Origin of the sequence: Algibacter lectus (genome assembly GCF_900112395.1) — a bacterium.
Lineage (GTDB): Bacteria > Bacteroidota > Bacteroidia > Flavobacteriales > Flavobacteriaceae > Algibacter > Algibacter lectus.
This window is the reverse complement of record NZ_FOLN01000001.1, coordinates 339,067-352,802: the sequence shown is the minus strand read 5'-3', so window position 1 is coordinate 352,802 and position 13,736 is coordinate 339,067. Positions and strand designations below refer to the sequence as shown.

The following is a 13,736-nucleotide window of genomic DNA, read 5'->3' as shown; positions in this document are numbered from 1 at the left end:
GTCGATGCTATCCTTGTTTACAGTGTCGGTTATAATTTCATTAATCGTTTATTTAATATTAAAAGTAATAAGATAAGAAATAACATCAGGTTAAAAGAGATTAATGACGAATTTTAAAAAAAAAATATTATTATTATTATTAGTAGTAGTTAGCACAATAGCTAATGCTCAATTTATAGATAAAGATTATACACAAATAAGCGTGGTTTTTGACCCAACCATTACCGATAATGGTTTTCAAATAGGGGGAGAAATTCAAAAAATTATGCATTGGGGATATACTTCTATAGGAGCCTCAACTTATAAAGGTTTTGATGTGTCTTACACAGATCTAATAGGCACATTCGGAATTAATTTTAATTTGTTTAATAACGATGTCGTGAGGTATTATAGCGGATTTCGGTTGGGATTAATATGGAGAGAAACAACTCCTTTTCCTGCGGTTGGTGGCGCTTTAGGTTTTGATATTAAACTGTCAAAATTTTATTCTAAAATCCAATTTTATTTAGGCATGAGATTATGGACGGATTATAGAGAAGACCAAAAAAACCACTTCTACGGAGATTCTAGCGGGTATAAAAGGGGACTCATTACTAACAATGCGCTTTTACAAGAAAATGGTGCAATAGTACTATCTATGTCATGGTGAGCACAGAATAAAGTAATATATTATCAATGGAGTAGGAAAGCCCTAGAATCTGGCAGGTGAGTGTCAATAGTCTGAAAATATCGTATAATGGAAAGGCTGTTTGAGTGCAGTGAAGTATTGTTAAAAAGCAAAAGAACCGTCATTGCTAGAGAAACGATGTTATTGTGAAATCATCAAATTTAAATATGTCATTCAGAGCAAGGTGAGGAAGCCCAGCAACAGCCATATAAAAAATAATAATACCATATTTCAACAATTTAGTATGAATATTAAAGAAACACTTTATAACAAGTGTATTATAAAAAAGGTTAAGTTTAGCCACCCCGACTAAAATTAATACCAAAGAAAACTAAAACCTTGTAAATCATATGATTTACAAGGTTTTATGGTTTTTAGACTATCATAAGAATTGAATTAATATAGTTTAATTTGGTTCACAATTCGGTTCACACTTTTAAAACGTAAAAAGTGTGAACCGAATAGATACTTAAAACCCTGTAATTGAAATAGTTGATTTGACTTTCGTCTAGGTAAATGTTTAACTAAAAGACGACAACTATGCAATCACAAACCACCTTTACCCTATCATTTTGGGTTAATGCTACACGTGTAAAAAACAATCAAGTTTCAGTTTTTGCTAGAGTAACTGTAAACGGTAAGCGATCAAATATCAGCTTACAACGAAAAGTAATTCTATCAGAATGGGATTCTAACAAAGGAAGAGCACGAGGAAACAAACAAGAATCTCGATTACTCAATCGATATTTAGACCTTGTTAAAAACAGAATCTACGAAGCACACGACCAGCTTGTAAAAGAAAAAACATTCATTTGTTCTCAAAGTATCAAGGCTCGATTTTTAGGAGAAGACAACGAAGAGTATTCTTTACTAACATTAGTTGATTACCATAACACACAAATGAGTGAATCTTTAACTTATGGTACTTTAAAAAACTATTTCACTACTCAAAAATATATCAAGTTATTCTTAGCTAAAAAGAGAAAAACTCAAGATGTATATTTATCTCAATTGACTTTTCGTTTTTTAGTTGACTTCGAAAAATTTCTAAGGTTATATGTTCCAGAGGACCATCAAAAGAAGATGGAAAACAATACGGTAATGAAACATATTCAAAGACTTCGTAAAATGGTAACGTTGGCTTACAAAATGGAATGGATAGACAAAGATCCTTTTATAAAATTCAAGCCAACTTATATTAAAAATGAACGCGAATTTTTAAGAGAAGACGAATTACTAACCATTATTGAAAAAGAATTTGATATAGAAAGACTAACTCTGGTTAAGGATTTATTCATTTTTAGCTGTTATACAGGTTTATCATATATAGATGTAATGAACCTCAACGAAGATAATATAGCTATTGGAATTGATAGAGGTCGTTGGATAATCACTAATAGGCAAAAAACACATAGCAAAGTGAAAATTCCAATACTTCCAATAGCTGAAGAACTAATAGGAAAATACAAAGGTCATCTTAAAACCAAGAAAACTAAAACACTATTTCCCAATATTTCTAATCAAAAATTAAATAGCTATTTAAAAGAAATAGCAGATTTATGTAGTATCAAAAAGAACTTAACATTTCATATTGCTAGACATACATTCGCAACAACAGTAACGTTAAGTAATGGTGTTCCTATAGAAACCGTTTCTAAATTATTGGGTCATACAAAAATTGCAACTACTCAAATTTATGCAAAAGTTATAGAGCGAAAGGTCAGTGAAGATATGCATATTCTAAGAAATAAATTTAAAACTAACATCTCAAAAAACAATAGCTCAAAAGCTCAAAACATCTAATAATATTATTTCTGTTTTAAAAAAAAATGGACTTTTAAACAAAGTTAACTATGTTATTAATTCTGAATTTTGCTTCATAAAAATGAAACAATGGAAAATAATTCAAAACAAAGCAAAAAGAAAACAGAACAGAAAAAATCAATATTCAAAAGATTAGTTAAAATTTCAGTTATCACAACAATCAGTTTGACTCTACTTATTATTGGCTCTGCAGTATTTATAAGCTTCAAAGATAAAGCGGCTTCATCTCCAATTTTTACAGGTCGCGTTATTTATGATGAATTTCAAATGCCAATAAACAATAAGTTTGGTCATCATACAGAAGCTATGGATGTTGTGGAAGGACTCGATTTAAAAGGAAAAATAATTGTAATGACTGGCGGTCATAGTGGAACTGGTAGAGAAGCGACAAAAGCATTTGTAAGCAGAGGAGCAACAGTAATTGCATTAGCAAGGGATGTAGAATGGGCTAAAAGAAACTTGAAAGGATTACCTAATATTGAAATAGAATATTTGGATTTATTGAAACCAGAATCAATAGAGACATTTGCTCAAAAATTCTTAAAATCCAATCGTCCAATTCATGCCCTTATCAATAGTGCTGGAATTTTCAGTTCACCTCTTGTAAAAAATGAAAAAGGTTATGAACGTATATTTGCTACAAATGTTTTAGGACATTATGAACTAACTGTTAAACTTATTCCTGCCCTAAAAAAAGCAAAAGGATCTAGAATAATAAACTTAGCATCTAGAGGGCATCGTCTAAGCAATGTTATATTTGATGATATAAACTTTGAACATACTGAATATGAAGGTGTGCGCGCTTACGCTCAAAGTAAAACCGCATTGATTCTTTTGTCTATAAAACTAGATGAATTACTCAAAAACTCAAATATTAGGTCTTTTGCTGTGCACCCAGGTCCAATTCCTTCATCAGACCTTTTCGCAGCAACACTAGTAGGTGTTGCCCCAGATTATAAAGTCAATATAATGAAATCTGCATCAAAATTTGTGAGATTAATTCATTACACAGAATTATTAAACTTTTTTAGAAGTCCTAAAAATATAGGTGACATCTATAAAACGGTAGAAGAAGGTGGAGCAACTACAGCTTGGGCTGCTGTTAGTCCAGAATTGAATGGCAAAGGAGGTTTGTATTTAGAAGATTGTAATATTTCTGTAGTTGTACCTAATGATAGTGATGCTCCATTTGGAGTAAGGCAATATGCATTGGATAAAGAGTCCTCTAATCGAGTATTAGAGATTTGCGAAACAATGACAGGTATAAAGTTTAAAAATTAAAAGATGAAAAATATAGAAACAGTTCTAGTAACGGGAGGAACAGGTTTTGTTGGAGCACATACTATTGTTCAATTATTACAAAAAGGATATAAAGTAAAAACTACCATTCGCTCCTTAAAAAGAAAAAAAGATGTATTCGAAATGCTTAAAAATAGAGGTATAACATCTTTTGATAATCTTGAATTTATAGAAGCAGATTTAACTAAAGATGAAAATTGGGACAAGGCAGTAAAAAACTGCGAATATGTTTTACATATGGCATCTCCTTTTCCTTCAGGAGAACCAAAGGATGAAAACGAACTTATTATTCCCGCTAAACAAGGTACACTACGTGTGTTAAATGCAGCTCAAAAAGCAAATGTAAAACGTGTTGTCATGACCTCTTCTTTTGCTGCTATAGGATATAGTATTGAACCAAAACACCATATTTTTACCGAAGAAGACTGGACAGATACGAATGCAGAAATTGGAGCATATATAAAATCTAAAACGTTGGCAGAAAAAGCTGCTTGGAACTTCATAGAAACTGAAGGGAACACCTTAGAATTAACAGTTATTAATCCTGTTGGTATTTTTGGTCCTGTTTTAGGTAAAGACTTTGCTAGTTCAGTTAATTTGATAGAAAAAATGATGAGTGGTAAAATGCCTGCAATACCAAAAGTTAGTTTTGGTGTCGTTGATGTTCGCGATGTAGCTGACATTCATATTAAAGCCATGACAAATCCACTCGCTAAAGGACAACGTTTTTTAGCTACTTCTGATGGTACTACATCTTTACCAGAAATTGCAAAATTATTACACGTACAACCTAAGGAGTATGCAAAAAAGGTAAGTACAAAAGTACTACCAAATTGGTTGGTGAAAATTCTAGCTAATTTTAAACCCGAACTAAAAGCAGTTGCTACACAGGTAGGTAGAGTAAAAATACTATCCAATACTAAAGCAAAAAATATATTAGATTGGAAACCAAGAAATCAAAAAGAAGTCATTCTCGATACGGCCGAAAGTTTAATTAAATTTGGTATTATTAAATAAGTCTCATATGAAAGTGATTATAACAGGTGCAACAGGAATGGTTGGTGAAGGTGTTTTAATGGAATGTTTGGAAAACAAAAATGTAAACGAAATATTAATAGTAAATCGAAGACATTTTGATTTATCCCATCCAAAATTAAAAGAATTAATAGTTCCTGACTTTACAAAATTAGAACAATACGCTAAGGAATTGACAGGTTATGATGCTTGCTTTTACTGTGCAGGAATAAGTTCCGTGGGTATGAATGAAAGCGATTACACCAAAATAACGTACGATACCACGCTATATTTTGCAGAAAACTTAGTTCATTTAAATCCTGAGATAATATTTAATTTTGTTACAGGAAATCTTACAGACAGTACTGAAAAAGGCAAAGTAATGTGGGCTAGAGTTAAAGGAAAAACAGAAAACGATTTGATGAAACTATCATTGAAAGGTCAGTATAATTTTCGTCCAGGCTTTATGAAGCCATTCAAAAAGCAACAAAATGTAAAATGGTTTTTTAAACCAGTTGTTTGGATATTTCCTCACCTATTCCCTAGCCGTTCTCTTTCCCTAAGTGAAGTAGGAAGAGCAATGATACATAGTGTATTAAAAGGTTACCCAAAGCAGGTTTTAGAAATTAAAAACATTAGAGAATTATCAAAATGAGTCGTATGGATATAAAATCGTGTTATATTGGACCCGAAATTTCACCCGAACAGTTTATTCCGGAACATTTCTTTTTGTTTTTGATAAAAGGAACTTTAAATGGATATGACGGAAGTAAAATTGCTACGTTAAAATCTGGAGACTATTGTATTGCTCGTAAGAATCATTTATCACGCTACAACAAGCTAAAAGAAAACGATGAATTTGAAAAAGTAGTTGTAGTATTTGATGAGCTATTCCTTAGGCAATTTCAAGAAAAGCATACACCAAATGTAGAAAAACACTCTTTTACCGATGCATTTCTGACTTTGGCTAAAAATAAACAAATACCAAACTTTATTAATTCATTAATGCCACACTATAATGGTACCGGAAAAATTGAAACGGCTTTTCAGGATATAAAGAGAGAGGAGCTTTTATTTATTTTATTAAAGATGCAGCCTGAATTATCAGGTGTATTTTTTGACTATGGTAAACCTCAAAAAATAAACTTGGAAGAGTTTATGCATCAAAACTATAAATTCAATGTTAGTCTTAATCGTTTTGCCTTTTTAACAGGACGTAGTCTCTCTGCATTCAAACGTGATTTTAAACAAATTTTTAATAACACCCCGAATCGTTGGTTGGTTCAAAAAAGGTTACAAGAAGCTTATTTTCTTATAGAAAAGAAGAAAAAGAAACCTTCTGAAATTTATGTTGATTTAGGTTTTGAAAATTTATCTCATTTCTCATTTGCTTTTAAAAAACAATTTGGGATGAGCCCCAAAAGCCTATTATAGAGTTCCTTTAATTTAAAAACAACTAACTTTGTATTGACAAATTATTAACCTCAATGAACTCTAAAAAAATACTATCACAATACATTCAAAATTTCGTTGAAGTAAATGAAGAAGAAGTTGATCAATTTACTAGTTGTTTTGAAGAGGTATCAATAAAAAAGAGGCAATTTATTGTACAGCCAAATTTTATTGCGCATCATATGTATTATGTAGTTAAAGGAGCTTTCAGAGCATACGTAGTCACTGAAGAAGGTAATGATCACACAACTTCCTTTGCAATTGATGATTGGTGGATTACAGATTACAATAGTTTTATATACCAACAACCAGCTTCATCTTTTGTTATGGCACTTGAAGATAGTATCATATTACGTGTACACTTTGAAAAACAAAAAGAACTAAAAGAAACAAATCATAAGTTTGAAACTATTTTTAGAATTATGGCAGAACGTGGTTTAGCCTTTTCTCAACGTAGAATTACCAGTAACCTAACATTACCGGCTGAAAGACGTTACGACCAATTTATGAGTAAATACGCTCATGTTGCGCAACGATTACCTCAATATGCTTTAGCATCCTTTCTAGGGATGACTCCTGAATTTTTATCTAAGGTTAAAAACGATAAGCTTCGTAAAAAATCTTAATCTACCTTAACCTTTTTTCTTAAGTTACTTCAAGGAAGTTAAGTTCGTATTCATCGCACTTTTGTAGTGTCAATATTGACACCTAAAATTTAAACAAAAGTAACATGAAAAAAGTAACAATAATTTTAGCAGTAGCAATTGCTACAACATTATTCTCATTCAAAGCAATAAACGCAATTTGGTCATTAGATAGCTCACACACAAAAATTGGTTTTACAGCAACACATTTATTAATTTCTGATGTAGATGGTTATTTTAAAGATGTAACAGCCACTGTTACATCTTCAAAACCAGATTTTTCTGATGCAGTAGCAGAAATGACTGCAAAAGTAAACTCGATTTACACAAATAGTGAGCAAAGAGATGGTCATTTACAAAGTGCTGATTTTTTCGATGCTGAAAAATTCCCTACAATCACTTTTAAAAGTACTTCATTTAAAAAATCATCAAAAAAGAATCACTATAAAGTTAAAGGAAATTTAACAATGCGTGGTATTACAAAATCAGTAACCTTTGATGGAATTATTAGAACAGCTGAAAATCCATACAACAAAAAAACAGTAGCAGGTTTTAAGATTACTGGAGAAATTAACCGTAAAGATTTTGGTATTGGTACAACAACACCCGCAGCAATTGTAAGCGACACAATAGAGATTGTTGCTAATGCTGAGTTTACAAAAGAATAAATAGAATGAAACGTAAAGAATTTCTAAAAAAAACAATTGCAGGAAGTGCCCTTTCACTTTTAGGAGTTTCTGCTTTTGCAAAAGAAAATAAGGTAAATAATATAGCTAATTCCGAAACTAAAAAACTAGGTCATAATCATTTACCCAACAAAGAACATAAAACAATGAATACAGTACTTCATAAAGCAGAAACAAGAGGAGAGGCTAATCATGGATGGTTACACTCAAAGCACACATTTAGCTTTGCAAACTACCACAATCCAGAGAGAATGAACTTTGGTGTTTTACGTGTATTAAATGACGATGTTGTAGATCCAGGTATGGGTTTTGGCACACATCCTCATAAAAACATGGAAATCATTTCAATTCCTCTTGAAGGCGATTTAGAGCATAAAGATAGTATGGAAAACACTACGGTAATTAAATCTGGTGACATCCAAGTTTTAAGTGCTGGTACCGGGATTACACACTCTGAATACAATAAAAACAAAGACAGAAAAGTAAAATTCCTTCAGATATGGATAATCCCTAATCAACAAAATGTTACACCTCGGTACGACCAAATTACTCTTAATATTGATGACCGAAAAAATAAGTTTCAACAAATTTTATCTCCAAATCCTGACGATTCAGGAGTATGGATTCAACAAAAAGCTTGGTTTAACATGACAAAATTAGACAAAGGAAAAGAATTAAGTTATAAACTTAATGCCCCTAAAACTAATGGCGTGTATGCTTTTATATTAAATGGAGATGTAACTATTAATAATCAAACATTAAACAAAAGAGACGGATTTGGAATTTGGAATACAGATCATATTAACATTAAATCAGAAAACGACTCTGAAATTCTTTTGATGGAAGTTCCATTACGATAAAAAACTTAAGTATGAATATTTTAAAAATAAACTCGAGTGTAAGAACTACAGATTCTATCAGTAGACAACTGGTAGAAGAATTGGTCGATAAATTAAAAACTGACAACTCTAATATTATTGAAAGAGATTTAAGGTTAGGCATACCTCTTCTTACTCAAGAAATGGTAACTGCTTTTAATACTCCAATAGCCTTGTTAAATAATGAGCATAGAGAAACCCTTTCAATATCAGATAAACTATTAACTGAAATTGATAATTCCGATGTATTAGTATTAGGAGTTCCAATGTACAATTTTAGCATACCAGGTTCCTTAAAAGCATATTTTGATTTAATAGCTCGAGTTGGTAAAACCTTTAAATACACCGAAAATGGACCTATTGGTCTTTTGAAAAATAAAAAGGCTTACATAATAATGGTTAGCGGTGGAGCTCCTTTTGGAAGCCTTATAGATTTTGCATCTGTTTATGTAAAGCATTTTTTAGGGTTTCTAGGAATAACAGATGTCGAATTTATTCTAGCCGATCAATTAAACAGTAAAGGTCAAGAGCCCATAGAACTAGCGCAAAAAAAAAATGAGGCTTTGGCTTCATAATTTATAATTAAATATAACCGTCAGTAATGACACAAATTAAAACAAAATGAAAACAATAAAATTAACATTCGTATTTCTTTTAGCAATAACAATGAACGTTTTTGCTCAAAACTCTAACAACAACACTAAACTAGCGGCAAGTTCATTGCTAGATCCAGATGATCACGCACTTATCTTAATTGATCACGAAGGTCAAATGGCTTTTGCAGTACAGTCAATAGACATTCAAACGCTTCGTAATAATGTAGGTTTGGTAGCAGGTACGTCAAAATTATTTAATGTAGCTACCATAGTTACAACCGTAGCAGAAAAGTCTTTTAGCGGACCATTATTTCCTGAAGTTAAAGAGTACTATAATGATGCATCTCAATATATAGATAGAACCACAATGAATTCTTGGGAAGATAAAAGAATTGTAGAAGCAGTTAAAAAAACAGGTAAAAAACGTATAGTTCTTGCAGGTCTTTGGACAGAAATCTGTGTTACGCTCCCTGCTTTATCTGCTTTAGAAGATGGTTATGAAGTATATGTCATTACCGATGCTAGTGGTGGTGTTTCTAAAGAAGCACATGATATGGCTATAGCTCGAATGATTCAAGCTGGTGTAGTGCCAATCACGTCTATGCAATACTTATTAGAATTACATAGAGATTGGGCTAGAGCAGGAAAATATGTTGAAGTAACCAGTTTAGCTAAAAAATATGGTGGTGCTTATGGTTTAGGTATCCAATATGCAGGTGATATGCTTAAGCATTAATTATTTCAATAATAGAAGCAACCTGTTTTTTTTAGCGGGTTGCTTTTTCAAAAAAACAATAAAGATGAAACGGTTCATACTAATTTTAATTTTTGCTGTAGCATTAGTGTCTTGTAAACAAGAAACTAAAAATAATTCAGAGACAGCAGACTTAATTGTTACTAATGCAAAAGTAGCAGTTATGGATACTAACAAAACTATTGCAGAGGCTATCGCTGTAAAAGATGGAAAAGTATTAGCTATAGGGTCAAACCTAGAAATTTTAAAGCTAAAAAATGAAAGTACAAAAACCATTAATGGTAATGGTAGAACCTTAATTCCTGGTTTAAATGATTCACATCTACATTTAACCAGAGGTGGTCGCTTCTATAATGCTGAATTACGTTGGGATGGTGTAAAATCTCTAAAAAGAGCATTGCAAATGCTGAAAGAACAAGCAGCAAGAACCCCAAAGGGGCAATGGGTAAGAGTAATTGGTGGCTGGAGCCCTTTTCAATTTGAAGAAAAAAGATTTCCGACACCTCAAGAAATTAACGACGCTACGGGAGACGTTCCAACCTATGTCTTGTATTTATATAGTAGAGCTTGGTTAAACCAAGCTGGATTAGATGTACTAGGTATAGACAAAAAAACAAAAGCACCAGTAGGTAGTTCTTTTGAAAAGGATCCTGCCGGCAATCTAACAGGTGTACTATTAGCAGAACCTAATCCAAGTATACTATATGCTAGAATAGGAGCATTACCACCTTTAACGCAGGAACAGATGTTAAACTCTACCAAGCAATTTTATAGAGAATTAAACAGTTTAGGAATCACAAGCGGTATTGATGCTGGTGGTGGAGGTCACAAATTTCCAAAAGATTATACGGGCACAAAACTATTGGCAGATGCTGGAGAAATGCCTATACGCCTTTCATACTATTTATTTCCTCAAAATAAGGGTGCAGAATATGCAGAATTTCAAGAGTGGATAGATACAAATAAAATTGGTCACAACGGAGAAATTCATTTAGATCACGGTTATGAATTAGAAGGTGGTGGTGAATTTTTAGCTTGGAGTGCAGGAGATTTTGAAAACTTTTTAGCACCACAACCATTTTTAGAAGACCGACCTACTTGGAGAGAAGATTTGAAAAAAATTATAGGTCTTCACGTAGATAATGGTTGGCCATTTAGAATACACGCTACCTACGGCGAAACTATTGCAAGCATGCTAGATGTTATTGAGGAAGTTAATAAAGAAACTAATGGGAAATTAGCTTCAGAACTTTGGCTGTTTGACCATGCTGAAACGGTTAATGAAAAAGAGTTAAAACGAATTAAAGCACTTAATGGTGGTATAGCAATTCAAGCGCGTATGGCTTATGCTGGTGAATTTTTTGTAGAACGATACGGAGCAAAAAAGGCAAAACAAGCACCACCAGTTAAAAAAATAATGGAAATGGGTATTCCATTAGGTGCGGGAACAGATGGTACTAGAGTCGCTAGTTACAATCCTTGGCCTGCTCTATACTGGTTAATATCTGGAAAAACAGTAGGAGGATTACAATTAAGTGAAGAATCCAATCTCTTATCAAGAGAGGATGCACTATACCTGTATACGAAGGGTAGTGCTTGGGTATCTAAAGAAGAAAACGTAAAAGGAACTCTAGAAAAAGGAATGTATGCAGATTTTACAATTCTTTCAGAAGATTACTTTACAATTCCAGAAAAGAAAATCAATAATTTAAAAGCGGTACTTACAGTCGTTGATGGAAAAATTGTGTTTGGAGATAAAGAATACCAAGCAATGAGTCCTCAATTACCAGAAGTAATCCCAAATTGGTCACCAGTAAAATACTATGGTGGTTATCAAAATAAGTAAATCAAATATTAATTTTTAAAATAGTAAAGAAAATGAATACAACAACAAAATGGAACATAGATACAGCACATTCTGAAATTAGCTTTAAAGTAAAGCACATGATGATATCTACGGTAACTGGACATTTCGAAAAATTTAATGCACTTGTTGAAACCAATAATGACAACTTTGCAGATGCAAACTTTAGTTTCACCGCCAAAACCGATTCTATAAACACAAAAAACAACGATAGAGATACTCATTTAAAATCAGGTGATTTTTTCAATGCAGAATCATACCCAGAAATTGCTTTCTCTTCAAAATCTTTTGATGGTAATAAATTAATTGGTGATTTAACAATCAAAGATGTTACTAAAGAAGTTTCTTTAAACACCGATTTTAATGGTATAGCAGTAGATCCTTATGGACAAACTAAAGCAGGTTTTGAAATTTCTGGGAATATCAACAGAAAAGACTTCGATTTAACTTGGAGCGCTATAACTGAAGCTGGAAGTATAGTAGTAAGCGATACCATTAAACTTGTTATCGATCTACAATTTATAAAAGAATAACTCTTGAATTCTTTCTGAAATTTTTAGAGTGATTAAATTTTTTGAATATAAAAAAAAATCCGAAAAAGCAAGATGACATTTCTGTTCTCTTGTTTTTTTTGTTTTAAATGATATTTGAACTTTTGAACAAAGTAATATTTTTACAAGTAATTTACCTTTATTAGCCCAAAGAATTTTTTAACCTTGAATAAAAAAATCTCCACATTACTTACAAACCTCAACGACCAATTAAGTTTTATAGATTTAGAAATTGATAACGAATCTACTCGATGTGAAAAAGCAATTGAAGTAATTTTAAAAACAATAAAATATTTAAAAACAACTATAACAAAAACCAAGTTCAAAACAGATGCAGAAGAAATTAAATTCTTCAAAGAAATAAAGCCTCAGTTTACCTCAAAATTAATCTATTACAACACACTTTTCAAAATTGAAATGAAAAGACCAAATGGAGGTAATAGAATTGTAAAGAAATACTACAACAACGAATTAGTAAAGCTAAAAGCTTTTTTCGATAATGAACTAGAGTTTTACAAATACTATCGTTCAGGAAGTTCTTATCTAGACCATAAATATTTTTTGCGTACTAAATTCGATATAAAAATGTCTCTAGATAATTCTTATTTTGAGGCAAATACAAACTTCTCGACTTCTCATGATTTTAAGGTAGCTAAAATATTGGCTAACGACTTAATTCAACTGTATTTAGAAAATCAATTAGTATTAATTGAACATAAAGACAATGGCGAAAAATCACAACGCAAACCCAACTTAAAAATGATTTGGACGAGCCCAAAAGTAGCCTTGATCGAACTTTTATATGCATTGCATACCGAAGGAACATTTAATAATGGTGCTGCAGATCTAAAAGATATTGCGGAATATTTTGAATATATTTTTGAAATAGACTTAGGACAATATCGCCGTACTTTCTTAGAAATTAGAACACGAAAAAACAATAGAGCTAAGTTTATTTCATCATTAAACAGTAGTCTTTTAAAACGTATGGAAGACACCGATGAAGGTGTTTAAATAAATCGTACACAACATAATCTCCGTTGTGAACAAGCTTCATTAATTCATAACATATTTGCCAAACGAAAGTCAAATCGAAGATTCACGAACACCTATTTAATAAAATAGCAAAGTTTGTGAGCTAAATCAATTTAATAGCTGCCATTGAGAAACGAAAGTTCGATGTGGTAGCTTTTTTAACCAAAATCGTTTACTATGGCAGCAACAATTATTACTACCGAAGATTTACAAGAATTCAAACACGAATTATTAGATCAAATCAAAGAATTATTTAATTCTCAATCGAATTTCAAACAAAAGAAATGGCTCAAATCTCCAGAAGTTAGAGAACTCTTAAGTATCTCACCAGGAACATTACAAAATCTTCGTATTAACGGAACACTACCCTACACTAAAGTTGGAGGGGTTATCTATTACGACTATGAAGAAATTCAACAAGTAATGGAAGACAATAGAATTCATAATAAGTACTAATGTCACTTCGAGTGAT

The 13,736-nt window shown here is 31.8% G+C and carries 15 protein-coding genes; all 15 read left to right on the top strand.

Annotated features, from left to right (window positions below; genetic code table 11):
* Nucleotides 1-103 precede the first annotated feature (103 nt).
* On the top strand, nt 104-649 hold the full coding sequence (locus tag BM246_RS01250; protein ID WP_074935456.1) for a hypothetical protein: 546 nt from the start codon (nt 104-106) through the stop codon (nt 647-649).
* A 558-nt stretch (nt 650-1,207) separates the two neighbouring features.
* Nucleotides 1,208-2,470, top strand: a complete 1,263-nt coding sequence (locus BM246_RS01240; protein WP_074935455.1) for a site-specific integrase — start codon at nt 1,208-1,210, stop codon at nt 2,468-2,470.
* A gap of 186 nt (nt 2,471-2,656) precedes the next feature.
* Nucleotides 2,657-3,772, top strand: coding sequence for an SDR family NAD(P)-dependent oxidoreductase (locus BM246_RS01235; RefSeq protein WP_175489760.1), 1,116 nt, complete (start codon nt 2,657-2,659; stop codon nt 3,770-3,772).
* A gap of 3 nt (nt 3,773-3,775) precedes the next feature.
* On the top strand, nt 3,776-4,807 hold the full coding sequence (locus BM246_RS01230) for an SDR family oxidoreductase (RefSeq protein ID WP_042505596.1): 1,032 nt from the start codon (nt 3,776-3,778) through the stop codon (nt 4,805-4,807).
* A gap of 7 nt (nt 4,808-4,814) precedes the next feature.
* Nucleotides 4,815-5,459 carry an NAD-dependent epimerase/dehydratase family protein gene (locus BM246_RS01225; protein ID WP_042505655.1) on the top strand — a complete coding sequence of 215 codons (645 nt, stop codon included), beginning with the start codon at nt 4,815-4,817 and terminating at the stop codon, nt 5,457-5,459.
* A 5-nt stretch (nt 5,460-5,464) separates the two neighbouring features.
* On the top strand, nt 5,465-6,238 hold the full coding sequence (locus tag BM246_RS01220; protein WP_231961792.1) for a helix-turn-helix domain-containing protein: 774 nt from the start codon (nt 5,465-5,467) through the stop codon (nt 6,236-6,238).
* Between the two features lie 53 nt (nt 6,239-6,291).
* Nucleotides 6,292-6,882: a Crp/Fnr family transcriptional regulator gene (locus BM246_RS01215; protein ID WP_042505592.1), complete on the top strand. Its 591-nt coding sequence runs from the start codon at nt 6,292-6,294 to the stop codon at nt 6,880-6,882.
* A gap of 104 nt (nt 6,883-6,986) precedes the next feature.
* Nucleotides 6,987-7,568, top strand: coding sequence for a YceI family protein (locus BM246_RS01210; protein WP_042505589.1), 582 nt, complete (start codon nt 6,987-6,989; stop codon nt 7,566-7,568).
* 164 nt (nt 7,569-7,732) lie between these two features.
* Complete coding sequence (locus BM246_RS01205) at nt 7,733-8,446, top strand: pirin family protein (protein WP_139221837.1); 714 nt, start codon at nt 7,733-7,735, stop codon at nt 8,444-8,446.
* A gap of 11 nt (nt 8,447-8,457) precedes the next feature.
* A complete protein-coding gene (locus BM246_RS01200; protein WP_074935453.1) occupies nt 8,458-9,039 on the top strand; it encodes an FMN-dependent NADH-azoreductase in 582 nt (193 codons plus the stop codon).
* Between the two features lie 46 nt (nt 9,040-9,085).
* A complete protein-coding gene (locus BM246_RS01195) occupies nt 9,086-9,796 on the top strand; it encodes a hydrolase (protein WP_074935452.1) in 711 nt (236 codons plus the stop codon).
* A gap of 64 nt (nt 9,797-9,860) precedes the next feature.
* Complete coding sequence (locus BM246_RS01190; protein WP_074935451.1) at nt 9,861-11,660, top strand: amidohydrolase; 1,800 nt, start codon at nt 9,861-9,863, stop codon at nt 11,658-11,660.
* Nucleotides 11,661-11,692: 32 nt separating this feature from the next.
* Complete coding sequence (locus BM246_RS01185; protein ID WP_074935450.1) at nt 11,693-12,211, top strand: YceI family protein; 519 nt, start codon at nt 11,693-11,695, stop codon at nt 12,209-12,211.
* A 183-nt stretch (nt 12,212-12,394) separates the two neighbouring features.
* Nucleotides 12,395-13,243: an RteC domain-containing protein gene (locus BM246_RS01180; protein WP_074935449.1), complete on the top strand. Its 849-nt coding sequence runs from the start codon at nt 12,395-12,397 to the stop codon at nt 13,241-13,243.
* Nucleotides 13,244-13,441: 198 nt separating this feature from the next.
* Nucleotides 13,442-13,720, top strand: a complete 279-nt coding sequence (locus BM246_RS01175) for a helix-turn-helix domain-containing protein (protein WP_074935448.1) — start codon at nt 13,442-13,444, stop codon at nt 13,718-13,720.
* Nucleotides 13,721-13,736: the final 16 nt, after the last annotated feature.

Bases quoted from the DNA above. Each gene is read 5' to 3' on its own strand.
- BM246_RS01250 (WP_074935456.1), top strand. From the start codon at position 104: ATGACGAATTTTAAAAAAAAAATATTATTATTATTATTAGTAGTAGTT.
- BM246_RS01240 (WP_074935455.1), top strand. From the start codon at position 1,208: ATGCAATCACAAACCACCTTTACCCTATCATTTTGGGTTAATGCTACA.
- BM246_RS01230 (WP_042505596.1), top strand. From the start codon at position 3,776: ATGAAAAATATAGAAACAGTTCTAGTAACGGGAGGAACAGGTTTTGTT.
- BM246_RS01225 (WP_042505655.1), top strand. From the start codon at position 4,815: ATGAAAGTGATTATAACAGGTGCAACAGGAATGGTTGGTGAAGGTGTT.
- BM246_RS01220 (WP_231961792.1), top strand. From the start codon at position 5,465: ATGGATATAAAATCGTGTTATATTGGACCCGAAATTTCACCCGAACAG.
- BM246_RS01215 (WP_042505592.1), top strand. From the start codon at position 6,292: ATGAACTCTAAAAAAATACTATCACAATACATTCAAAATTTCGTTGAA.
- BM246_RS01210 (WP_042505589.1), top strand. From the start codon at position 6,987: ATGAAAAAAGTAACAATAATTTTAGCAGTAGCAATTGCTACAACATTA.
- BM246_RS01205 (WP_139221837.1), top strand. From the start codon at position 7,733: ATGAATACAGTACTTCATAAAGCAGAAACAAGAGGAGAGGCTAATCAT.
- BM246_RS01200 (WP_074935453.1), top strand. From the start codon at position 8,458: ATGAATATTTTAAAAATAAACTCGAGTGTAAGAACTACAGATTCTATC.
- BM246_RS01195 (WP_074935452.1), top strand. From the start codon at position 9,086: ATGAAAACAATAAAATTAACATTCGTATTTCTTTTAGCAATAACAATG.
- BM246_RS01190 (WP_074935451.1), top strand. From the start codon at position 9,861: ATGAAACGGTTCATACTAATTTTAATTTTTGCTGTAGCATTAGTGTCT.
- BM246_RS01185 (WP_074935450.1), top strand. From the start codon at position 11,693: ATGAATACAACAACAAAATGGAACATAGATACAGCACATTCTGAAATT.
- BM246_RS01175 (WP_074935448.1), top strand. From the start codon at position 13,442: ATGGCAGCAACAATTATTACTACCGAAGATTTACAAGAATTCAAACAC.